This is a genomic window from Paenibacillus litoralis, assembly GCF_046244365.1.
Classification (GTDB): domain Bacteria; phylum Bacillota; class Bacilli; order Paenibacillales; family NBRC-103111; genus Paenibacillus_V.
The window spans coordinates 1,205,094-1,228,010 of record NZ_CP176395.1; the positions used below are offsets into that span (position 1 = coordinate 1,205,094).

23 protein-coding genes and 1 other annotated feature are annotated in these 22,917 nt (G+C 54.9%); of the genes, 20 read left to right on the forward strand and 3 right to left on the reverse strand.

Annotated features, from left to right (window positions below; genetic code table 11):
* Positions 1-97 precede the first annotated feature (97 nt).
* From ACKGJP_RS05100 to trmB, 3 genes are all read left to right on the forward strand, one after another.
* Entirely contained in the window at positions 98-631 is a 534-nt protein-coding gene (locus tag ACKGJP_RS05100) for a WGxxGxxG family protein (protein WP_409344601.1), read from the forward strand.
* A gap of 344 nt (positions 632-975) precedes the next feature.
* Complete coding sequence (locus ACKGJP_RS05105) at positions 976-1,179, forward strand: hypothetical protein (protein ID WP_409344602.1); 204 nt, start codon at positions 976-978, stop codon at positions 1,177-1,179.
* Between the two features lie 118 nt (positions 1,180-1,297).
* Complete coding sequence (trmB, locus tag ACKGJP_RS05110; RefSeq protein WP_409344603.1) at positions 1,298-2,053, forward strand: tRNA (guanosine(46)-N7)-methyltransferase TrmB; 756 nt, start codon at positions 1,298-1,300, stop codon at positions 2,051-2,053.
* A 52-nt stretch (positions 2,054-2,105) separates the two neighbouring features.
* Here trmB and ACKGJP_RS05115 read toward each other — a convergent pair whose 3' ends face one another.
* Positions 2,106-2,633, reverse strand: coding sequence for a phosphatase PAP2 family protein (locus ACKGJP_RS05115; RefSeq protein ID WP_409347081.1), 528 nt, complete (start codon positions 2,631-2,633; stop codon positions 2,106-2,108).
* Positions 2,634-3,634: 1,001 nt separating this feature from the next.
* On the opposite strand from ACKGJP_RS05115, the gene ACKGJP_RS05120 reads away from it, so the two are divergent.
* From ACKGJP_RS05120 to ACKGJP_RS05160, 9 genes are all read left to right on the forward strand, one after another.
* The gene (locus tag ACKGJP_RS05120) at positions 3,635-4,870 is read left to right on the forward strand and encodes a glycosyltransferase family 2 protein (protein ID WP_409344604.1); all 1,236 of its coding nucleotides are present in this window, start codon (positions 3,635-3,637) and stop codon (positions 4,868-4,870) included.
* A 215-nt stretch (positions 4,871-5,085) separates the two neighbouring features.
* Positions 5,086-5,222 (forward strand) — a sequence feature (ribosomal protein L20 leader region).
* Positions 5,219-5,761 carry a translation initiation factor IF-3 gene (gene infC, locus ACKGJP_RS05125; protein ID WP_409344605.1) on the forward strand — a complete coding sequence of 181 codons (543 nt, stop codon included), beginning with the start codon at positions 5,219-5,221 and terminating at the stop codon, positions 5,759-5,761. It overlaps the preceding feature by 4 nt.
* A gap of 81 nt (positions 5,762-5,842) precedes the next feature.
* The gene (gene rpmI, locus ACKGJP_RS05130; RefSeq protein WP_113030870.1) at positions 5,843-6,043 is read left to right on the forward strand and encodes a 50S ribosomal protein L35; all 201 of its coding nucleotides are present in this window, start codon (positions 5,843-5,845) and stop codon (positions 6,041-6,043) included.
* A 112-nt stretch (positions 6,044-6,155) separates the two neighbouring features.
* Positions 6,156-6,515, forward strand: a complete 360-nt coding sequence (gene rplT / locus ACKGJP_RS05135; RefSeq protein WP_409344606.1) for a 50S ribosomal protein L20 — start codon at positions 6,156-6,158, stop codon at positions 6,513-6,515.
* Positions 6,516-7,263: 748 nt separating this feature from the next.
* Positions 7,264-9,006, forward strand: coding sequence for a biosynthetic-type acetolactate synthase large subunit (ilvB, locus tag ACKGJP_RS05140; protein WP_409344607.1), 1,743 nt, complete (start codon positions 7,264-7,266; stop codon positions 9,004-9,006).
* Between the two features lie 2 nt (positions 9,007-9,008).
* Positions 9,009-9,485: an acetolactate synthase small subunit gene (gene ilvN, locus ACKGJP_RS05145; RefSeq protein ID WP_409347082.1), complete on the forward strand. Its 477-nt coding sequence runs from the start codon at positions 9,009-9,011 to the stop codon at positions 9,483-9,485.
* Positions 9,486-9,654: 169 nt separating this feature from the next.
* Entirely contained in the window at positions 9,655-10,647 is a 993-nt protein-coding gene (gene ilvC / locus ACKGJP_RS05150; RefSeq protein ID WP_409344608.1) for a ketol-acid reductoisomerase, read from the forward strand.
* A 139-nt stretch (positions 10,648-10,786) separates the two neighbouring features.
* On the forward strand, positions 10,787-12,337 hold the full coding sequence (locus ACKGJP_RS05155) for a 2-isopropylmalate synthase (protein WP_409344609.1): 1,551 nt from the start codon (positions 10,787-10,789) through the stop codon (positions 12,335-12,337).
* 231 nt (positions 12,338-12,568) lie between these two features.
* Complete coding sequence (locus ACKGJP_RS05160) at positions 12,569-13,351, forward strand: SDR family NAD(P)-dependent oxidoreductase (RefSeq protein WP_409344610.1); 783 nt, start codon at positions 12,569-12,571, stop codon at positions 13,349-13,351.
* 91 nt (positions 13,352-13,442) lie between these two features.
* On the opposite strand, the gene ACKGJP_RS05165 is transcribed toward ACKGJP_RS05160, so the two are convergent.
* The gene (locus ACKGJP_RS05165; protein ID WP_409344611.1) at positions 13,443-13,709 is read right to left on the reverse strand and encodes a DUF2573 family protein; all 267 of its coding nucleotides are present in this window, start codon (positions 13,707-13,709) and stop codon (positions 13,443-13,445) included.
* A gap of 248 nt (positions 13,710-13,957) precedes the next feature.
* Here ACKGJP_RS05165 and ACKGJP_RS05170 point away from each other — a divergent pair, with 248 nt between their 5' ends.
* Both ACKGJP_RS05170 and ACKGJP_RS05175 read left to right on the forward strand, forming a co-directional pair.
* Positions 13,958-14,539, forward strand: coding sequence for an RNA polymerase sigma factor (locus tag ACKGJP_RS05170; protein WP_409344612.1), 582 nt, complete (start codon positions 13,958-13,960; stop codon positions 14,537-14,539).
* The gene (locus tag ACKGJP_RS05175; RefSeq protein WP_409344613.1) at positions 14,529-15,320 is read left to right on the forward strand and encodes a DUF4367 domain-containing protein; all 792 of its coding nucleotides are present in this window, start codon (positions 14,529-14,531) and stop codon (positions 15,318-15,320) included. Before ACKGJP_RS05170 ends, ACKGJP_RS05175 begins: the two co-directional genes overlap by 11 nt.
* Positions 15,321-15,364: 44 nt before the next feature.
* Here the strand turns inward: ACKGJP_RS05175 and ACKGJP_RS05180 are convergent, their stop codons facing one another.
* The gene (locus ACKGJP_RS05180) at positions 15,365-15,907 is read right to left on the reverse strand and encodes a hypothetical protein (RefSeq protein ID WP_409344614.1); all 543 of its coding nucleotides are present in this window, start codon (positions 15,905-15,907) and stop codon (positions 15,365-15,367) included.
* 221 nt (positions 15,908-16,128) lie between these two features.
* Between ACKGJP_RS05180 and ACKGJP_RS05185 the strand changes: the two genes are divergently transcribed.
* From ACKGJP_RS05185 to ACKGJP_RS05210, 6 genes are all read left to right on the forward strand, one after another.
* Positions 16,129-17,658 carry a DEAD/DEAH box helicase gene (locus ACKGJP_RS05185; RefSeq protein WP_409344615.1) on the forward strand — a complete coding sequence of 510 codons (1,530 nt, stop codon included), beginning with the start codon at positions 16,129-16,131 and terminating at the stop codon, positions 17,656-17,658.
* Between the two features lie 122 nt (positions 17,659-17,780).
* Positions 17,781-18,323 (forward strand): hypothetical protein, encoded by a 543-nt coding sequence (locus ACKGJP_RS05190; RefSeq protein ID WP_409344616.1) that lies wholly within the window; start codon positions 17,781-17,783, stop codon positions 18,321-18,323.
* A 70-nt stretch (positions 18,324-18,393) separates the two neighbouring features.
* Entirely contained in the window at positions 18,394-19,374 is a 981-nt protein-coding gene (locus ACKGJP_RS05195; protein WP_409344617.1) for an NAD(P)H-quinone oxidoreductase, read from the forward strand.
* Between the two features lie 306 nt (positions 19,375-19,680).
* Entirely contained in the window at positions 19,681-20,664 is a 984-nt protein-coding gene (locus ACKGJP_RS05200) for an aldo/keto reductase (RefSeq protein WP_409344618.1), read from the forward strand.
* A gap of 88 nt (positions 20,665-20,752) precedes the next feature.
* The gene (locus ACKGJP_RS05205) at positions 20,753-22,108 is read left to right on the forward strand and encodes an LLM class flavin-dependent oxidoreductase (protein ID WP_409344619.1); all 1,356 of its coding nucleotides are present in this window, start codon (positions 20,753-20,755) and stop codon (positions 22,106-22,108) included.
* Between the two features lie 32 nt (positions 22,109-22,140).
* Positions 22,141-22,917 carry an ABC transporter permease gene (locus ACKGJP_RS05210; protein ID WP_409344620.1) on the forward strand — a complete coding sequence of 259 codons (777 nt, stop codon included), beginning with the start codon at positions 22,141-22,143 and terminating at the stop codon, positions 22,915-22,917.

The window sequence follows — 22,917 nt, forward strand, 5'->3', positions numbered from 1 at the left end:
CCCTTCCAGCAATCATGACGGTTATTTTATTGGCCGGAGCCAACAATAACGTTGCGCAATTTAAATTCTTTTCTTATTGAGAAAGGGGACATGCCGCGTGAAAAAGCTTCGTTTATGGAGCGCCGCCGTTGTAGTTGCTTCCTTGTTTGCGGGATCTCAAGCCGCTTACGCGAACACGGGCACGAATACCGGGACTGACACAGGCGCGGATACCGGCCTTCATTTAATGGGCAAGCCCGGAAATGCGATAGGTACGCCTGCGCCGGGCAATCCGCCGGGCAATTCTCAAATGATGAACAAGCCGTCATCGGATACCGGCATTTACAGCAATACCGGCAATGTGTACGACACGACCCGCGTGTACGGTCCGAATCCTACGGGTACGCCGAATGCGGCGTACAGGATGCAATCGACGACGACGCTAGACCCGAATCTGGGCAAAACGGCGCCGTATCCAGCGGTCAATACGCCTCAGCCGAACAATTACGGGAAGGGCAAGTACAATATGAACGGCTATCAGATGCAGGCGGCGCCGAACCGGAATTTCAACTGGGGCTGGCTTGGCTTGCTCGGTTTGTTCGGTCTTGCGGGTATGCGCAGCCGGGGACGGGATTACGACGACGCCAAATAAGGATTGCCTCCACACCCCTCTGCCTGAACGGAGGGGTGTTTTTCGCGTATTCCGGAGGCTGTCGGCGAGGCATGGCCGAAATCCGTTTGGCGCATCCTATTGCTAACGGAACGATCCGCCGTAAAAACGTTTGTTTTTACAATCTCAGAAAAATGTACCTCCGCTGGTTGTTCGATTTTTCGGTATACGTCTGGCGCCAAATATCGCCGAAAGGCGTTTTTTCTTGGCTTTTTCGCTTGCAAAACCTAACATGATGTGTTAAATTGAAAGTGAGAAAAATCAAGGGTTTCCAGCTTATACGCACCAGAATTCGACGTTCTAAAATAACCGATGAGGTGAGTGCTATGAATACCCAAGTTACCATTCCGCAAGGCGAAGAAATGATAACGGTTAAACTTTCGGTCAAAGAAGCCATCGCATTGAGCGGCGTACGTTTTAACCAGCAACCGAAGCTCGCGGCGGACGCCAGGAAGAAGCTCAAGAAAGCGCTTGAGCACGAAATGCTTCCCGCATCGGACAGCATTCACTTTCACACGTTAGAAATGTAACCCGAACATTCCTATATTTTCAGGAAACCCTGCCTATCGGCGGGGTTTCTTTTTACCTGCGGACAGTTGTATAATCGAACTGGTTTGTACATGTTGGAACGAAATGTGGGGGATCGCCGTGAGACTACGTGGCAGAAAAGGAATACGCGAAGATATCGAAAGTCAGCCGGAACTGGTTGTTTTGAGTCCTCAGGACTATAAAGGGAAATGGTCGTCGTTTTTTGGCAACGACAACCCGATTCACGTCGAGCTTGGCATGGGCAAAGGGAAATTCATAAGCGAGATTAGCCGCAATAATCCGCAATTCAATTATATCGGCGTTGACATGTATGACGAGCTGATGCGCAAGGCGAGTGAAAAAGCGCGCGCAGCGCATGGCGTCGAAGAAGGCAAATTACCCAATTTGGCGATTGCGCTGTTTAATATCGAAAAGCTGGAGGACGTGTTCGCGCCGGACGAGCTTTCGCGCATTTATCTTAATTTCAGCGATCCGTGGCCGAAGAAAAAGCATGCGAGGCGCAGGCTCACGCACGCGAATTTTGTCAATAAATACAAAAGCGTCCTGAACGCGGAGGGCGAGATTCATTTTAAAACGGACTCCCGCACGCTGTTCGAGTTTTCGCTCAATTCGTTCGCCGACATGGGGCTTCGCATGCGCAATATCGCACTTGATTTGCATGCGGAGGAACGCCGCGAGGATCTCGTGCTGACGGAATACGAATCCAAATTCATTGGACGGGGCATGCCGATTTACCGCGTGGAGGTCGTGATCGGGCAGGCGGCATACGACAAGCATTTGCGCGCCCTGGAGGAAGCAAACAAGCGTCAGGCTCTGGAACCCGAAGAACCGGACACGGAGCAGGACGAAGATTAGAAGCATGCCAAAAACGCCGTCATCCTTATCGGATGGCCGGCGTTTTTCTTTTTTAGCCGATCAGCATGGAGGCGAACATTGCGGCGGCGGAGCCGATCGCCGCTCCTGCGGCGCAATCGGACGGATAATGCAAACCGAGATACACGCGGGACAGGGCAACCAGACAGGCAAGCGGGACGAGGAGAAAGCCAAGCGGCGGAAACAGCAGGACGAACGGCATGACGACTGCGAATATGGCTGTCGAATGGCCGGACGGAAACGAGTGGTCGCTCAGCGGATTGCGGCAAATGTTCGTGTCCGGAAGCACCATATAAGGACGTAGCCGCGGGTATTTTTTCTTGATGAAGGCAACCGGCAGATGACTCGCCGCAAGCGCGGCGGCGCTCTGCCAGGCGGCCAGCCGCCAATCTCCCGATGCGAATAAGGCGATGGCCAGCGTGACGATGATGGTAGCGGTGGCTCCGCCCAGATGGGTCAGCCGGACGAAAGCATAATCGAGCGCGGCATGGCGGCTCTTATGGTTAACCAGACGAAACAACTGCGTCTCATGATGCTGCAGCCAGTGGACGACTCGGCTAATCGGAAACACCTCCTGAATCGATTCTTTCTTCACTCGTTGCTTTCGGTAATTAGTGGGAGATAGGCATACCGGCAGGCTTGCGGGTACGTGTTTATCTTACCTCGCGAATGTTAAGGCAGTGTCAACCGGATGCGCAATTTTATTCAAAACCCGATGATGCCGGGGAGGGTGCTGCCGCTATTCTATATAGGGCGCTTGGCCCGCCTCCGGGAAAGCGTCCGGGAACGAATGGCCTATTTTTCGATAGCCGATGCGCCATCCGGGCGAATGACGGATCGCCGCGCGACGGACCCTTATCCGTACCCTTTCGCGAAAAGGTATAAAGAGATTGCAACATTTCGCTGCCTTGATTCGTACAAGGTATTGAGCCGGGCATTTATGCGCGGCTGCGGGGCTGCACGTTTTTCCTTTGGGCTTGTAGGCAATGCCGTGCTGGTGACGATGGCCGGGAACGGCCGCAATCGGGCTGCTGCCGGGGGAGCGGCATACGATTGCATAAGGTGCCGGCGTATTTTTCGCTGGACTTTGCAAACTTATACGGTTTTCGCAAGGGATCCATGATGATGAACGGCTGCTTGTCCTCGCGTGCTGTACAGAACGGAACAGTCGTGAAAGCACATTTTTCATGCCTGCTGGATAGCTTTTGCGAGGTGTCGGGAATCCTAGAACAGAAACGTCCGCCTCTTACCGTAACGATTTCGTCTATGCAGGTGTCATTTGTTTTGTCCACATCAGTTGATTATAATAAGACCGGATCATGAAAAATGATGAAAACGCGACTTAATCGAGGTTGAACGCAAGAACTTACGCAAAAGTACGATTGTTTTCACGAGATTAAAGCCGATCCGGCGATCCATCGTCTTTTCAGGGTTTTGACAAATTGCCTTAAACAAGGGAAAATCAATCTCGGCGTTATTTTCATTTTATGTTTTCATAACCAAGACTAACCGAATTATCCATACAGAGAGAAAAAGGGTAAAAGTAAAAAAGGGGGTTTTTGCATGTTGGACAACATCTTTTTCGTCCTGCAGATCGTGCTTGCTTCCATTGGCGTGTACCAGCTTATCATGACGTTTTTCGGATGGTACCGTAACAAGAGGAAAGCGGAGTTCGAACCGCAGAAGTCATTCGCCATTCTGGTAGCCGCTCACAACGAGGAAGAAGTCGTCGGCGCGCTGCTGGAAAACCTGAAAAAGCTTGATTATCCGAAAGAGCTTTACGACGTATTCGTCATTTGCGACAACTGTACGGACAAGACGGCGGAAATTTCCCGCAGTCACGGCGTGTATGCTTACGAGCGCCACAACAAAAATTTGCGAGGCAAAGGGTACGCCATCGAATGGATGCTGAAAGAGCTTTGGAAGCTGCCGCGTACATACGACGCTGTCGTTATGTTCGACGCCGACAATCTCACGAATGACGATTACCTGCGCCATATGAACAATGATTTGTGCTCGGGTTCCAGAGTCATTCAAGCGTATCTCGATACCAAAAATCCGCACGATTCGTGGATCACGTCCGCGTACGCGATCACGTACTGGTACTGCAACCGTCTGTGGCAGCTGCCGCGCACGAACCTGAAGCTGGCCAGCTATCTCGGCGGCACGGGCATGTGCTTCGACGCTTCTCTGCTTAAAGAAATGGGCTGGGGCGCGACAAGCCTCGTCGAGGATTTGGAGTTTACGATGCGCTGCGTACAGCGGGGCATTAATCCGGTATTCAACTACGATGCTAAAGTTTACGACGAGAAGCCGCTTACGTTCAGTGCTTCCGCCAGACAGCGTCTGCGCTGGATGCAAGGGCATTTCGACGTAGCGAGACGCTATTTCTTCCCGCTGCTATGGCAGGGGATCAGAGAGCGCAGCTGGGCCAAAATCGATACGGCCATTTATGCGGCCAACGTATACAACCTGTTTATCAGCTCCATCGTCAGCATCATTCTCTGGATTGACGTTGCATTTCCGGGCGCGCCGGTGTTCAAGTCGCTCTTCCAGGTATCGCCGTTCTTGTTCATGTTCATTTCCGTGGCAAGCTACGTGCAATTCCCTTTAGCGCTCATCATCGAGAAAGCGCCGCTCAAGTCCTACCGCTACCTGCTGCTGTATCCGGTATTCCTGCTTTCGTGGTGGCCGATTACGTTCTATGCGTTCTTCACGCAAAACAACAAGCAATGGAGCCATACGAAGCATACGCGCGTCATCCGTTTGGAAGACGTGAAGACCAAGCAAGCGAGCTAATGCGTCTTCGCTGAGGCGGAGCGCTCTTGAAACTGCCGGTGCAAGCCGGCAGTTTTTGTTTGAAGCTCGGAAACGTGCAGACATCGCGGCATGTTCGATTTTCGGCGACTTTGCCTGAACGTATGCTCCTAAGAGCGAAGCCGATTCTCCTTTCCGCCGTTCGATTTTGTTTGTGTTGACAATGCGGGATGATGATGGTAAACTGTTTCAGTACTACGAAAAAGCAGAGGCGCCCGCTTCTCACCTGACCGACTGACGTTGGCTGGTATGGATCCATAACATCATCAATCTCGACTTTTGATGCGATCTTGGAAGATGTGGGCTGAAGAAGCTTACATCTTTTTTTAGTTGTCAAATATATCGAGGAGGTGGCAGGTTATCAGTAAAGATCATTTAATCAACGATGAGATCCGTGTCAAGGAGGTTCGCCTGATCGGGGCAGACGGGGAGCAGCTCGGCATTAAGCCGATTCGCGAAGCTATGCAGATCGCACTCGATGCAAGCCTTGACCTTGTCAACGTCGCTCCAACGGCTAAACCGCCTGTATGCCGCATCATGGACTACGGTAAATTCCGGTACGAGATGCAGAAGAAAGAAAAAGAAGCCCGTAAAAACCAAAAGATTGTCGAGCTCAAAGAAGTGCGCTTCAGCGCGACGATCGACGAGCACGACTTCCAAACAAAGCTTCGCAACGTTCTGAAGTTCCTGAACGAAGGCGACAAAGTAAAATGCTCCGTACGTTTCCGCGGACGGGAAATCACCCATGCCGAAATCGGCAGAAGAGTGCTTGAGCGCGTTTCGAAGGAAGCGGCAGAGCTTTGCAACGTCGAGCGCATGCCGAAGCTGGAAGGCCGAAGCATGATCATGATTTTGCAGCCTAAGCAACAGTAATCAGCCGCGATGCCGGGCACCGGCAGCCGGATTGGGCTTTACCGACAGGCATTACTTCATTTTCAAGGAGGACAAATCACCATGCCAAAAATGAAAACTCACCGTGGCGCCGCAAAGCGTTTTTCCAAAACGGGCACCGGTAAAATCAAAAGAAGCCACGCCTTCAAACGCCACATTCTCGAGAAAAAATCTCCTGGACGCAAGCGCGCACTGGGCAAATCGGCTATCATGGCCAAAGGCGACGTAAAACGCATCGAGCAAATGATCGTTTACATGAAGTAGTCATCTTCTTGTAAAGCGGATCTTCTAAACAGCAGGGAACGCCGATGGGTGCCGGTTAACGTGCGACGCAGGCGGTAACCAATAATTCAATATTTTCAGGAGGCTGAACACTATGGCAAGAGTAAAAGGCGGGTTTGTCACTCGTCGTCGTCATAAAAAGATTTTGAAGCTGGCAAAAGGTTATTTCGGTTCGAAGCATCGCCTGTTTAAAACGGCAAATCAGCAAGTGCTGAAATCCCTGATGTACGCATACCGGGATCGCCGTACGAAAAAACGCGACTTCCGCAAACTGTGGATCGCGCGTATCAACGCTGCAGCACGCATCAACGGCTTGAGCTACAGCAAGTTCATGCACGGCTTGAAGCTGTCGGGCATCGACGTTAACCGCAAAATTTTGGCTGATCTCGCCGTAACGGATGCGAAAGCATTCGCCGACCTGGCAACGGCAGCTAAAACCAAAGTGAACGCTTAATCGCGATTGCACAGCGTCCTTTCGGACGCTTTAAAGACCCTCTTGTCCGCTCACAGCGGGCGTGGGGGTCTTTTTTTGCAATTGGCGCACCTACGTTCCGCCTGCCCATGCAGGAGTACATTTATTTTTAGTCCGTGGAATACCTTCTTGCGGCCGGAAATATATAATTACTGGAAGTGAAAATTGTGTGAAGCGGGGAAATTCCTGCACGGTATCTGCTTTCCAGGGGTTTGACGGTCTCCATTCCACGTCGAAATCGCGGAGAGGATCATTCGGCACCACGTTAAAGGGTTGACGAACCGCCGTAAACTGCATATAATAATCCTTAATTATTCTTTCTAAACGTTATCGGCAATGACGAGGACGAAGCACTAAGGGCTCTTATGTTCCAGAGAGTGTTCGGATCAGCTGAAACCGACGCCTTAATCCCTTATTCGCGAGCTCACCTCTGAGCTGTTTCCTTGAACAGCAGACGCAACTGTAATTGCGGCTGGTCATTAGGGGAAATCGGAGTGGCACACGTTACCGTGCTTTAGGTTGCAGGCAGGCTGTGTGCCGTACTGCATACTTATTAAGGTTATGTGCTGCGAGGCGCATAACAAATTCGGGTGGTACCACGGAAGCTACATCCCTTTCGTCCCTTCGATGCCTTTTGGCATGCGGGACGGAAGGGATTTTTTATTTTTTGCCGTCCGATTGGAAACGCAAGGATCAATGGTTTCGTTAATTTTTGAGGGGAGGGTTCAGGATGAGTGTTCAAAGTCCGACGAAAGTACTGAAAGAAGAACTGAAAGAGAAACTGATGAAGCCCGATTACATCTCCGGTTCGGAAATTTTGCTTCGCAGCCTGCTGCTGGAAGGTGTAGATTGCGTGTTCGGTTATCCGGGCGGCGCGGTGCTATTCATCTATGACGCCATGCATGGCAATCCGGATTTCCATCACCTGCTGACCCGCCATGAGCAGGGCGCGATTCATGCGGCTGACGGGTACGCCAGAACGACAGGAAAGGTGGGCGTCTGTATCGCGACTTCCGGTCCGGGGGCAACCAACCTGGTAACGGGGATTGCGACCGCCTACATGGATTCGGTACCGCTCGTGGTCATTACCGGAAACGTAGCGACATCATTGATCGGAACCGATGCCTTTCAAGAAGCGGATATCGTCGGCATCACGATGCCGATCACGAAGCACAGCTACTTGGTTCGCGACGTCGAGGAGCTGCCGCGGATCATTCACGAAGCGTTCCATATCGCCAACACGGGCCGTAAAGGACCGGTGCTGATCGATATTCCGAAGGACGTTTCGGCTCACAAAACGACGTTTAAGCCCGTGCAAAGCGTAAGCGTGCGCGGCTATAACCCGACCGTGGATCCGAATAAGCTGCAAGTAGACAAAATGCTCAAGCTGATCCAGGAATCCGAGCGTCCGGTCATCCTGGCCGGAGGCGGGGTCGTTTATGCGGATGCTAGCGAGGAGCTTCTGGAGTTCGTCAACAAAACGCAGATTCCGGTTACGACGACGCTGCTGGGCCTCAGCGGCTTCCCAAGCGGCCACGAGCTGTGGATGGGGATGCCGGGCATGCACGGGACGTATACGGCGAACAAGTCGATCCAGAGCGCGGATCTGCTGATCTCGATCGGCGCACGCTTCGACGATCGCGTGACGGGCAAGCTGAGCGGCTTCGCGCCGAAAGCGAAAATCGTCCATATCGACATCGATCCGGCGGAGATCGGCAAGAACGTCGAAACGCTTATCCCGTGCGTAGGCGACGTCAAGCACGTGCTGCAATACGCGAATACGAAAGCACAGCCGGCGAAGTCGGAGGAGTGGATCGCGCAGATTCAAGAAAGCATGCGCCAGTATCCTTACTCCTATAAGGACTCGGAAACCGAACTGAAGCCGCAATACGTAATCGAGATGATTAACGAAACGACGAAGGGCGACGCGATCGTCACAACGGACGTCGGCCAGCATCAAATGTGGGCGGCCCAGTATTACCGTTTCAACCGTCCTCGCTCGTGGGTCACATCGGGCGGTCTGGGCACAATGGGCTTCGGCTTCCCGTCGGCGATCGGCGCGCAAATGGGCAATCCGGATAAGCTGGTCGTCTCGATCAACGGCGACGGCGGGATGCAGATGTGCTCGCAGGAGCTGGCGATCTGCGCCATCAACAACATTCCGGTCAAGATCGTCGTCATCAACAACCAGGTGCTCGGCATGGTGCGTCAATGGCAGGAGCTCATTTACGACAACCGTTACAGCCATATCGATTTGGCGGGCAGCCCGGACTTCGTGAAGCTTGCCGAAGCGTACGGCGTGAAGGGGCTTCGCGCGTCGAACAAGGAAGAGGCGCAGCGCGCATGGCAGGAAGCGATGGATACGCCGGGACCGGTGCTGGTCGAATTCGTCGTACGCAAGGATGAGAACGTCTATCCGATGGTGGCGCAAGGCAGCACGATCGATGAGATGATCATGGGGGATGCGGAATGAACATGAGAAGACATACGATTTCCGTTCTGGTGAACAACCAGCCGGGCGTGCTGCAACGGGTTTCCGGCCTGTTCGGCCGCCGCGGCTTCAATATCGAGAGCATTACGGTAGGCGCTTCGGAGGAGCACGGCTTGTCGCGGATGGTTATCGTGACGACGGGCGACGACCGGACGCTCGAGCAAGTGTCGAAGCAATTGTATAAGCTCGTCGACGTCATTAAAGTCGTCGACTTGAGCGCCAACCCGATGGTAGCCCGCGAACTCGCGCTGATCAAAATCAGCGCGGTTCCGGCGCAGCGTCCGGAAATTCTCGGCATCGTCGAGACGTTCCGCGCGGCCGTCGTCGATATCGGGCCGCACTCGCTTGTCGTGCAAGCGGTAGGCGACACGGACAAAATCGACGCGATGGCCGAGCTGCTTAAGCCATACGGCATTCGCGAGTTTTCACGCACCGGCGTAACGGCAATGACGCGCGGGTAACCCCGCAAACTAGCCATAATAAATACGTTATGATTCCCGCGTGAGCGGGGGTTTGAGCGAGCGGCGCGACGGCTTGTCCGCGCAAGGCTCTTCCCGGTAAACGAAAGGCATCGTTCCGTCGTTCAAACGCCCGCTCACAGGGTTTTAAATCAAAGGAGGATATCATTCCATGGCAGTAACATTGTACTACGAAAAAGATTCAGACCTTAGCGTTCTTCAAGGTAAAACAATCGCAATCATCGGCTACGGCAGCCAAGGCCATGCCCAAGCGCAAAACCTGCGCGACAGCGGCCTTAAAGTCATCATCGGTCTCCGCAAAGGACGTTCGTGGGATCAAGCGGTTAACGACGGCTTCGAAGTTTACTCCGTTGCGGACGCGGCTTCCCAAGCGGATCTCGTACAAATCCTGATGCCGGACGAAACGCAAGCAAAAGTATACAACGAAGAAATCCAGCCGAACCTGAAAGCCGGCGCTTCGATCGTTTTCTCCCACGGCTTCAACGTTCACTTCGGACAAATCAACCCTTCGGCCGATAAAGACGTATTCCTGGTTGCTCCGAAATCGCCGGGCCACATGGTTCGCCGCGTATTCGTAGAAGGCTTCGGCGTACCTGGACTTATCGCGGTACACCAAGACGCTTCCGGCAAAGCGAAAGAAATCGGTCTCGCTTATGCAAAAGGCATCGGTTGTACGCGTGCAGGCGTTATCGAAACTTCTTTCAAAGAAGAAACCGAAACCGACTTGTTCGGCGAACAAGCCGTATTGTGCGGCGGCGCATCCGCGCTCGTTAAAGCAGGCTTCGAAACGCTTGTCGAAGCTGGCTACGCTCCTGAGATGGCTTACTTCGAGTGCTTGCACGAGCTGAAGCTGATCGTTGACCTGATGTACGAAGGCGGCCTCGCTTCGATGCGCCACTCGATCTCCAACACAGCTGAGTACGGAGACTACGTTACCGGACCTCGCATCGTGACCGAAGAAACGAAGAAAGAAATGAAACGCGTTCTCGAAGATATCCAACAAGGTAAATTCGCTCGCGACTTCATCCTCGAGAACCAATCGAATCGTGCGTTCCTGACGGCTACACGCCGCAGAGAAGCCGAGCATCCGATTGAAGTTGTCGGCGGACAACTGCGTGAATTGATGCACTGGATCAAGAAGTAAGACAAGAACTATCCGCATACAGTAATAGGGATGCGGTCTTATAGGTAGGATGCGGGGAATATATCCGAACGCCGATCGCTGGCGGGTGGTATGTTCCCTGCTCTTTAACGAGAGCATAACCAAGCAGGAGGTGACAGGGATGAGGAAGATCTATATTTTCGATACGACGCTGCGTGACGGGGAGCAATCGCCCGGGGTCAACCTGAATACCCAGGAAAAGGTGGAAATCGGCCTCCAGCTGGAGAAGCTCGGCGTAGACCGGATCGAAGCCGGTTTTCCTGCGGCGTCTCCAGGAGACTTGGCCGCGGTTAACGCGGTTGCGCGCTCGGTTAAGAACGCTACGATTATCGGCTTGGCGCGTTCGCGCGAAAAGGATATCGATGCGGTGTACGAAGCGCTTAAGGGTGCGCAGGATCCTTGCCTGCACGTGTTTTTGGCCACCTCGCCCATTCACCGGAAGCATAAGCTGCGGATGGAGAAGCAGCAAGTATTGGAAACCGCGGAAGCGGCAATCAAATACGCCAAAAAATATTTCAGCAAGATCGAGTTTTCCGCCGAGGATGCAGGGCGTACCGAGCTCGATTTTCTCTGCGAAGTAACGGAGCTTGCGATTCGCACCGGCGCTACGGTCGTCAACATTCCGGATACGGTCGGCTACATGAATCCTAGCGAGTACGGCAACATTTTCAAGACGCTCAAGGAAAACGTAAAGGGCATCGAGAAAATCCAGCTTAGCGCGCATTGCCACGACGACCTCGGAATGGCGACGGCGAACGCGCTGGCCGCTATCCTGAACGGCGCCGATCAAATCGAGGGCACTATCAACGGCATCGGCGAACGCGCGGGCAATACGTCGATCGAGGAAGTCGTCATGGCTCTCGAAACGAGATCCGAGTTCTTCCAAGCGAAATCGTCCCTGGTGCTGAACGAGATCTACCGTACGAGCCGTTTGGTCAGCAAGCTGACGGGCATGGTCGTGCCGGGCAACAAGGCGATCGTCGGGGCGAATGCTTTTGCCCACGAATCCGGCATTCACCAAGACGGCATGCTGAAGGAAAAAACGACATACGAAATCATGTCGCCGGAAACGATCGGCCTCAAGGAAAGCAAGCTGGTGCTCGGCAAGCACTCCGGACGCCATGCGTTCCGCGAGAAGCTGACGGATCTCGGCTATGAGCTGAACGACGAGCAGGTCAACGCGGCGTTCGCGAAGTTCAAGGACTTGGCGGACAAGAAGAAGGACGTATCCGACGAGGATATCCGTGCACTGATCGAAGAGAAGCTGGTTTCCACGCCGGATGTATTCGTACTGGAGACGATTCAAGTTTCGTACGGCAACCAATCCGTGCCTTCCGCTACCGTGCGTATTCATACGGCGGAAGGAAACGTGCTGGAGGAAGCGGCGATCGGCAACGGCTCGGTCGATGCGATCTACAAGGCGATCGACAAGGCGTCGCAGGAAGAAGTCGAGCTTGACGATTATTCGATCAAGTCGGTTACCCACGGCAAAGACGCTCTCGGTGAAGTGCATGTCGTGCTCAAACAAGGCGACTATTCGGTTCAAGGCCGCGGCGTCAGCACCGATATTTTGGAAGCGAGCGCCAAAGCGTATATCGATGCGCTGAACAGGCTGATCGACAAGCGCAAGACAGGCTCGACGCGCCGCGACAGCAGCGTGACACTAATATAAACGGTTAAGGCTGCCGGGGATCCCGGCAGCCTTTTATTGTAAGTTCTTTCCGCCGGACACCCCCTACTCCTTTGCAGCAGCGTGTTATAGCCGGCCACTTTCTCATTGCAAGCAGGCTCCCGGAACGCCACGGCAGCCTTTTTGGGATGAGAAAGGGAGAAATCGACAATCGCCCGAACATCGGGTACAATGAGCACAAAAAGGACATGGACAAGACGGGGAGGAAGCGCGATGAGCAATCGGTTAACCGGGAAAGTCGTGGTCATTACGGGGGCATCCAGCGGCATCGGAGCGCTAATGGCGGAAGGTGTAGCACGGGAGGGCGGGATACCCGTCCTGATGGCGAGATCGACGGACAAGCTGGAGCAGGTGGCCTCCCGCATGAACGGAGAGTTCGGCATCCATCGGCTCGACGTGACATCGACGGAGCAAGTCTATACGGTGATGGAAGCGGTGCTGGCCAAGTACGGGAAGATCGACGTTCTCGTCAACAACGCGGGCTACGGCGTATTTGAGACGCTCGAGAAAGCGGATTTGGGGACGATTGAGGATATGATGGACGTCAACTATATGGGGACGGTACGCTGCACGAAAGCGGTGCTGCCCGCGATGCTGAAGGCGGGGAGCGGCCATATCGTCAATATCGCGTCGATGGCCGGCAAGATCGGCTCCGCCAAGTCGAGCGGCTATTCGGCGACGAAGCACGCCGTCCTTGGCTTTACGAACTGTATCAGGCAGGAGCTGCTGCGCTCCGGCATCGCGGTTACGGCCGTTAATCCCGGGCCGATCGATACGCCTTTCTTCGACCGGGCGGATCCGAGCGGGCAATACGCCAGCAGCGTCAAATGGTTCATGCTGCGTCCCGAACGCGTGTCGGAGGCTGTCATAACGGCGATCGTCAAGAGGAAGGCGGAGATCGACCTGCCGCTCATGGCGGCGGCAGGTATCCGCTTGTATCAGCTACTCCCGCGGGTGTTCGACCGGGTAGCCCACAAGATGCTGAACAAAAAGTAAATGACTCCGCAAGCGAGGAGGAGTTCAAGCGGACTCGCAGCAGCTTGCAGGGAGTAGTCCGGCCGGAAAAAAACAGGCGCAAACGCAGAGTCTATTCGGACTCGGCATTTGCGCCTGTTTTGGCCTTCAGCGCGGCATTCAAATCGCGGATTTCTTCGAACAATCGGCGAATGTCGGCTTTCCCTTCGGGATGCGTTTGGTTCCAATGGCTGGCCAGGGCGGGCATCGTCTTGTGGATCTGGTTATAGAGGGCCCACTTTTTCACTTTCGCGATCATGTCGGGAGAAGTATCGCCGGTCAGCAGCTCCGCGTATTTCTCGAGAAGCGCTTCAAATTGATCGTCCACCGGGTTGCTCATCGGGAAGACTCCTTTCTAAAGCCGGATAATGTTTATAGGTATGTATGGGGGCGCGATGCCTTGGGATGCTAGTTACTAGTCTAGCGAACCGCTTAAAGGATGTCAAAATTGCCTATGCAGGACGTCTTATAACGCAAATTTGCAACTATATGCAATAATCTTGCATAAGAATACTTGCTCTGGCGCAATATTTGGCCTAATATGGAAATTGATGCCGTCTATGCTTGTCGATTTTTTGGAGGTCTTTTATGCCAAGCCAATTGGTTCTGATGTTCTCATCCGATTTCCATGCGTTTCCGCTCGCATTGCAGCAGCAAGTATATCACGAGTTCTATAAAATGGTATACCCGATGGTCTACGGTATCGTCAGGGATCACGGGCTTACGGAGGATCTTATCCAAGAATCGTTTATGCGCGTCATGCGCAAAGCGGATCAGCTCCAGGAAGCGGACAAGCTGGAGTGGTGGTTGAAAGTGCTTACAAGAAACGTGACTCTAAACTATTTGCGTAAAATCAAACGGAATCGCGATGAGCTGGAGTCGGAAGGCGTTTTTGTCACGAGAGAAATTGCCAGTACCGCTATGGAGGTGCCGGTCGAGCAAGAAGTGGAAGCGCGCATGATGAAAGAAGCGATATCCAAATATTTATTCAAGCTAAAGCCGGAGCATAGGCAAATTATCGAGCTGAGGTGGATGCACCAGCTCTCCTACAAGGAAATCGGATTGATTCTGAACTTGTCGGAAGAAGTCGTCCGGCAGAAGCTGTTCCGGGCAAGAGAAAGCATTCGGAAGCGTCTGAAGGAAGATTGGGGAATCGAGCATGGCTCCTGACAAGTTCGACCGCATGTTCGACGAAGCGTTCGACGCCGCCGTAAGAGAGAGCCAGCGCACCTCCATACCTTCTCCCGATCCGTCATGGGAACGTATTCGCCGGCTGCTCGAAGCACAAAAAAAGCGGAGTGCGCTGATACGCAAATTTTCCATGCTGGGAGCGATCGTCGCTTCGCTGCTGATCGGAGCGCTGCTTTTCGGCCAAGCGCAGGTCACGGACGCTTTTCAGCCGTTTACGAAGTTTTTCAAGGACGATGCGCTTTCTTTCTTTAAAGGCGTTTCGGAGCCTACGGGCGCCGAAGCGCTGACGGCTCCGCCTCCTACGGAGGAGAACGCTCCGCCCGGGAACGCCGCCGTATCGTCAGGGGGAAGCGCGGAACAGAAGATTACGGTGTATTCGCTGGAGGAAGCCAAAAAGCTGTCGCGCATCCCCGTATTCCAGCCGGCGTTAGTGCCGGAAGGCTACAAGCTTTCGTACATTTATTTGTTTATGGATAAAAGCAAGCAAGTATCGAGGGTCTATCAGCGGTACGAGAACGACGAAGGCAAATACTACCGGTTCGAGCAAACCAACCAGTCGCTGGATTCATGGCTGACGCATTTTTTTAATAAAGAAAACAGCAAGCTGGAGGATGTTACGATCGGCGATGAGAAGGCCAAAAAAATGACAGACCCCAAGGGCAAGCTCACACTGATCTGGACATATGCAGCCGGTACCGTAAGTTTAAGCGGAAATACCGAGAACAGCGTCCTTATGGAGCTTGTCGGTATAAACAAATAAACGGGGGAGCCATCCGGCTCCCCCTTGCTTTCTTTTCCCGCAGGTTAATTGATAAGACCGGCCGTGCCGGTTACGACGCCTGATTCGTATGTGCCCAGATGGCTGACGTAATGAAGGCTGACAATGCGGTAGTAGTAGCCCGTGCTGACCGGGACGACTTTGCTGCCCGCGTGATAAGCGGTGTAGTTGGCGATGTAATAGCCGCTGGTGTCGTAGTTGACCCAGGAGGTTCCGTTCCATCTTTGAAGAGTAAGCTGAACGCCTACCGTCTCCGCATTTACGGTTGAGAACGTGGCGCCGCTCATGTCGATGCTTCCATTATGCAGGTTGGACAGAAGATTGTTGCCGTCTTCCAAATAAATATGGCTGGGATCAAAGGAAAAAGGTTGAATGCCGCCGTCCGTACGTTGGGCGGGAGTGCGGATGAGTTTCCCTGCATCCGGATTCTCGGGCGGAGGAGGCGTTAACGCGCCGTTCTCGTATGGAGCCGAGGGGGCGGAAGCGGAAACCGTAACGGCGGACATCATGCTGATGATGAGCGCTAGCATGAGGATTATTGCTCTTTTGGCGCTTAAAGCTTTCAACATAGGTAAATCTCCCCTTTGCAAATGATTTTTATAGGTCTTTCACTGATATAGACAAGCGGCGAATCGACTGTATTACGGTACCATTTGTCAGGTTTTGAAATAAATTGAACGAATGTGCGGAATTGGCGGGGCTGGCTTCCGGCGGCATTTGTGATCGGTCGGGCAGTGGCATATAATAGAATCACTTTGACCCCACCGAACATAAGGAAAAGAGGATGTACATGTCTGAAAATTTTGAGACTTTATCCATACATGAAGGTTTGGCCCGGAAACTGCGGGAACGCGGCATCGAGGAGCCGACCCCTATTCAAGCGGAGGCAATTCCGCCCATTCTGGCCGGAAAGGACGTCGTAGCCCAATCTCAAACCGGAACGGGCAAGACGCTAGCCTATGCGCTGCCGATCGTCCAAAAGCTGGATCCGGAGCTTAAGAAGCTGCAGGCGCTCGTCATTGTGCCGACGCAGGAGCTCGGCATGCAGATCGCCGCAGTGCTGGACGATTTGACAGCTGGGACGGGGCTTGTCGCCCAAACGCTCATCGGCGGCGCTTCGCTGCAGCGGCAGCTGGATAAGCTGAAGCTTCATCCTCAGGTCGTTGTCGGAACGCCGGGACGCGTGCTGGAAGTGCTGAGACTGAAGAAGCTTTCTATGCACAACGTACGGACGATCGTCGTCGACGAGGTGGATCAGGTGTTTGCGCTCGGCGCGATGAACGACGTGGAGACGATCTTCAAAAGCGCGCTGCGCGACAGGCAGCTGCTGTTCTTCTCCGCGACGGTGCCGGACACGATGCAGGCGGTCATCGAGCGCTGGATGCGCGAGCCTCATCATGTAAAAGCGGGTGCCGGCGGAAAAGCGGCGGGTACGCTTGAGCATCTGTTCGTCGTGTGCGAGGAGCGCAACAAGATCGATACCGTACGGCGGCTCGTTCGAATGTTCAATCCGAGATCGGCGATCGTATTCACGAACGAGATCGACAAGCTGGCGGAAATCGTGGCGAAGCTGCAGTATGTAGGCTTGTCGGCGGAAGCGTTGTATGGGGAAGCGGGCAAGCAGGAGCGCGAGCGCGTCATGAAGGGCTTCCGGTCCGGAAGGTTCCAGCTGCTGCTCGCAACCGACGTCGCTTCCCGCGGGCTCGACATTCCGGATGTGACGCATGTCATTAACCTGGATTTGCCGATCGACGCGGACCATTACGTTCACCGGGCCGGCCGAACCGGCCGGATGGGACGCTCCGGAACGGTGATCTCGATCAGTTCCTTGCGGGAGCGGTTTATTATCGACAAGTTCGCCAAGGCGCTGGACGTGCCTTTCGTCCAGAAGGAGCTGTTCGGGGGCTCGCTCGTGGATCCGGCACGCGCCAAAAGACCGGCGGCCGGCGGCGGAGATCGCGGTCAGGCGGGACAGGAGCGAAAACCTTTCGCGGAAACGGCTGGGCGTACCCGAGAGGACGGGCAGGAACAGCCGGATCGCAATCGTAAACCGGTGAGCGGCGGCGAAGGCGGATTCTCCCCTCGGACGGAGCGGACCGGAGACGACAAAGCCGTTCGCCATACGGCGGAAACGAAAGGCGTAAGAGCGTCGTCGAAGGAAGCCCCCAAGCGCGGATTGCAGCCGAAACCGGATAAGGGACGCGCGGCTTCGCCGGCTAACGGAGCGGGCAAGGCCAAGAGCGACAGGCAGCGCGACCGCAAAAACAAAGGGGCTCCCCGCTGGCTGAAGGAGAAATCGGAGCAAGACCGGACGACATAAGGTTCCCAAGCGGGGCCTTTTTCTTTAGCAGCCGGCATGATTTTGCGAAATGCAGGAAAACGTTACTCTTCGCGTAGAAGTAGAAGAAGAACAAGAAGAGCGACCAACAGGGAGAGGGAAGCATGAGAAAAGCGCTTTTGACGGCCGGGGTGCTGCTGCTGCTCGCGATTGTCGGGATTGCGGCGTTTCTCTGGTACATCCGCCCGGAGGAAAAGCTTGATTTATCTTACCGGAATCTTTCGGTGCTGGACAAAATCGGCGAGATGGTCCGCAAGCGCGAATTGACCGTCGAGCTATCCGATGAGGAGCTTGGCGATTTGGTGCGCAAAGCGATTGCCGGAAAGCCGCAGCTTTCGGATTCCCTGCGGGTAACCGGCGCTCGGACCGAGGTGGAGAACGGCACGCTTGCCGTTCATATCAATGCGCTTGCAGGCGGCTTCGTGAAGGCGGGCGCCACCATCTACGCTAAGGCGGAATGGCAGGAGCCGAACCTGCTGATCACGCTGGAGCGAGGCGCCGTCAAGGGAATGGCGATTCCGGCCGGTCTGCTTCCGCAGCAAACCTTTGTCGTTCCGTTATATGATAAGCTGCCGGCTATCGTGGGAATAAGAGATATCGAGCTTGCGGACGGCAAACTGCGGATCCTGCTGAAGCTGCTGCGATGAGCGATCCGGATTCGGCGTAAACGTCAGGTCTTTATGGAAAAGGGCACGTATCATGACTGGAGGGATCACGATGAAAGCGGTATTGGTCGACAAGGAGTCTCGGAAGCTGTACATAGGGGAGTGGGAGGAGCCGGCGCTGGCGGACGACGAGCTGCTTGTCAGCGTCAGAGCGACCGCTCTGAACAGAGCCGATTTATTGCAAAAAAGAGGCCATTACCCGCCGCCGCCTGGGGCCTCGACGATTATCGGCCTGGAAATGGCCGGCGTCGTGGAGAAGGCAGGCGGCTCCGTGACAGGCTGGAAGCCCGGAGACCGCGTCTGCGCGCTGCTTCCCGGCGGAGGCTACGCGGAGAAGGTTGCGATCCCTGCCGGGATGGCGCTGCGGATTCCGGACGCGATGTCGTTTGAGGAGGCTGCTGCCGTTCCCGAGGCGTTTCTGACCGCCTATTTGAATCTGTTTATGCTTGGCGGTCTGCAGCAGGGGCATACCGTGCTCGTTCACGCCGGCGCAAGCGGCGTCGGAACGGCGGCTATTCAGCTTATACGCGAAGCGGGAGCGACGGCTATCGCTACTGCGGGCAGCGAGGACAAGCGGGCGGCCTGCCTCGAGCTGGGCGCAAGTCTGGCGATCGACTACAAAGCGGGCCCGTTCGCGCCGCTTGTGCGGGAAGCGACCGGGGGAAGCGGCGTGGCGATCATTCTTGATTTTGTGGGGGCTTCCTATTGGCAGCAGAACATCGAGTCGCTTTCCATAGACGGGAGGCTCATTCTGATCGGCATGATGGGCGGGGCCAAGCTCAAGGACGTCGATCTCGGACCGCTGCTGATGAGGCGTCTGCAAGTGATCGGCACGACGCTTCGCTCGCTGCCTGTAGAGCGCAAAATCGCGCTGACCAAGGAGTTCGAAGCCTTTGCGATGCAGCGGCTCGGGGACGGGCGGCTGAAGCCGGTAATCGATTCCGTATGGGATGTCTCGGCCGTGAATGAAGCGCATGAACGGATGGAGTCGAACGCGAATACGGGGAAAATCGTGCTGCGCATGAATCCGTAGAGCGCTTGACGGTACGTAAGAAGGCGTCTTGCCTTTAGGGAGGGCGCCTTTAACATCCTCCGGAAATGCGAAATTCATGGGTTGACGATAAAGGAAGTCGATGCTATACTCGACTTATCCGATAAGATAAATCGGTATTATGAACGGCATCCATACATGGTTAGGGAACGTTAACAAACGCTTGATGATCATAGACGATAACTTTAGTGATTCGACCGGACAACCGGAGACGCTGCCTCGATTAGGGCTGTCTTCGGTTGTTTGTCGTGTTTGTGCCCGGCATGGAAGTACGGAAGGGGTGGACGCATGCAGTTTAGAAAATTGGGAAGAACGGGCTTGAAGGTGTCCGAGGTCAGTCTCGGCACGATGGCCTTCGGCCGCTGGATCGATGAAGCGGCTTCGGATGCCGTATTGGGGACTGCGCTTGAAGCGGGTATCAATCTTATCGATACGGCGGATGTTTATGGGAAAGGGATGGATGTCGGCGATCCGGGGCAAACCGGCGAAGCCGAGACGATACTCGGAAGGCTGCTCAAAGGCAAACGGCAGGATGTCGTACTGGCGACAAAGGTTCATGCGAGGGTCGGCACGGGCGTCAACGATGCGGGGCAAAGCAGATACCACCTTTACCGGGCGCTGGAGAACAGCCTGAAGAGACTGCAGACCGATTATATCGACTTGTATCAAGTGCATGGCTTCGATACGGACACACCGCTTGAGGAAACGCTTGGCGCGCTCGACGATCTGGTGAAGCAAGGCAAAATCCGCTATATCGGCTGCTCGAATTATGCGGCCTGGCAGATCGCCAAGGCGCATGGGATCAGCGCCCTTCACCGGCTGCACCGTTTTGAGAGCGTGCAGCCGGAATACAGCCTGATTACGCGGGACATCGAGCGGGAGCTCGTTCCATTCGCACAGGCGGAGAAGGTGGGCGTCATCGTCTACAGCCCGCTGGGCAGAGGGATTTTATCGGGCAAATACCGCCAAGGAGAAGCTCCGCCGACGGGTACGCGGCTGGCGGCGGGGGAACAACGGTTGAAGCTCCTACTGGAGGCCAATCCCGCGCTTGCGCTTGTAGAGGAGTTGCGTCCGTTGGCGGACCGCCGGGGATGGACGCTGGCGCAATTCGCCTTGAACTGGGTTTTAAGCCGCCCGGCCGTATCGTCGGCGATTCTGGGAGCCTCGAAACCGGAGCATATTACCGATTCGTTGAAGCATGCGGAGGAACGCTTGACCGCAAAAGAGTTGAGCGAGATCGACGAGATCGCGGTCAAGCTGCTGCGAAAGTAGTTTTTTGCTTTAAATCCGACTAATTATATTGGGAAAGTATTTATATATTCCTTTCTATCCTACAAAACGACTGGAGAAGGTGACGGTAATGAGTAAGCCGAAACGTCAATTGCATCTTGGACTTTTTCTATTTGCTACAGGCTATCATCCCGCAGGCTGGCGTCTTCCCGAGGCGCGGACCGACGGGGCGTTCGATCCGAAATTTTTGCGCGAGGTGGCGCAGAAGCTGGAGAAGGCGAAGTTCGATTATTTCTTCCTCGGCGATAATCTCGCTTCGAGCGCGGATATGCAGTACTTGTTTCCCTCCCAAATGACGAGGCTGGAGCCGTTTACGATGATCGCCCATATCGCCGCCGCTACGGAGAAAATCGGGCTGATCGCCACGGCGAACACGACGTATGCCGAGCCGTATCATATCGCGCGTTTCACCGCCTCGCTCGACTACTTGAGCGGGGGCCGCGCCGCTTGGAATATCGTGACGGGAGCCGATCCGCGGGCTGCGCTCAATTTCAGCAGGGACGCGCATTGGGACAACGCGCACCGTTACGACCACGCGGAGGAGTTCGTTAAGGTCGTGCAAGGACTGTGGGATACGTGGGAGGACGACGCGCTTCCGCGGGACAAGGAGTCGGGCGTATTCGCCGACGGCAGCAAGGTCCATCAGCTGAATCATCAAGGGAGGCATTTTCAGGTCAAAGGGCCGCTTAACGTGGCGCGTCCGATTCAAGGACAGCTGCCGCTCGTTCTAGCGGGAACGTCGGACCGCGGTCAGGACTTGGGCGCGGAGGTGGCCAACGTCATCTTTACGGGCCAGCGGACGATCGAGGACGCACAGCGGTTCTATAAAAGCATCAAGGGCAGGCTGCCAAAATACGGACGCACGCCGGACGACATGATCATCATGCCGGGACTCGTGCCGATCGCGGGACGCACGGACGAGGAAGCGCGGGAGAAATACAACAGGCTGAACGAGCTTCTTGTGACGAATTACGATCTGACCGAGCTTTCGAAGCGCATCGGGTTTGAGCTCGCGGGCTACCCGCTCGACGGGCCTCTGCCGGAGGAGTTGCTGACGGACGCCGCGCCGAAGGAAGCTCGGGATTGGATCGGGCTGGCCTTGAAGGCTACCGGACTCCCAACGTTGACGGTGCGCGATCTGTTCTATTATTTCACGGTTACCGTGCGCGGCCATTTGCTGTTAGTAGGCAGCGCGGAGCACATCGCCGACCTGCTGGAGGAGTGGCTCTTGAACGATGCGGCCGACGGTTTCAACGTGTGCCCGCCGTTCATGCCCGGAGGCTTGGACGATTTTCTGGAGCTGGTCGTGCCGGAGCTGCAGCGGCGCGGTATTTTCCGCACCGATTACGAGGGCAGCACGTTTCGCGAGCATCTCGGGCTGGCGCGTCCGGAGAACCGTTTTGCCAAAGCGGCTGCCCCGTCTTGAGCGGATGTTTCGGTAGGTGAGGGGGGCATGACGTGGGTTCCAAAAAGAAAGGACTAACCGGCAAGCTGGTCATCGGTCAGTTGGCGCTGCTGCTGCTTTTTCTCGGCATATGCGAATATGTCGTCAGACAGGAGATCGTCGGAAGCCTCTATTTATCGGCGCCGACCGCCGTTGTCAAGGAGCTGGGGCTGTTTTTCCGGCATGAGGATATTTACCGGAGCTTGTATGTGACGTTGCTCGAATTTCTGATCGGTTATTTGATCGCCGCTGCGGCGGGAATTGGGCTCGGGATGGCGCTTGTGCTTATTCCGCGGGCCGAGGCTTTCTTCAAGCCGTTCCTGTCGGCGCTGCTGGCCGTGCCGAAGGTGACGATCATTCCGCTGCTCATGCTGTGGCTGGGCATCGGCATGCCGCACAAGGTGGCGATCGTGTTTCTATTTTGTTTTTTCACGATTATTTTCAATACGATTGCCGGCATCAAGCAAACCGCCGAAAATCATCTGAAGGTGGCCCGCGTATTCGAAGCGACGCAGCTGCAGATTGTGGCGAAGGTCATTCTGCCCTCGGCGGTGCCGACGATATTCGCGGGATTGCGGGTGGCTGCCGCTACCGGGCTCGTGGGCGCGCTGTTCGGCGAAATGCTGGCGTCGAAGGAAGGGCTCGGCACGCTGCTGGTCAAAGCGACGTCGTTGTATAATACGGCACAAGCTTTTGCGCTCATCACGGTCGTGACGGTCGTATCCGTGCTCTTGATCGCAGGGATCGACTGGCTGGAGAAAAAAGTGTTTTTGAAATGGAAATCATCTTGA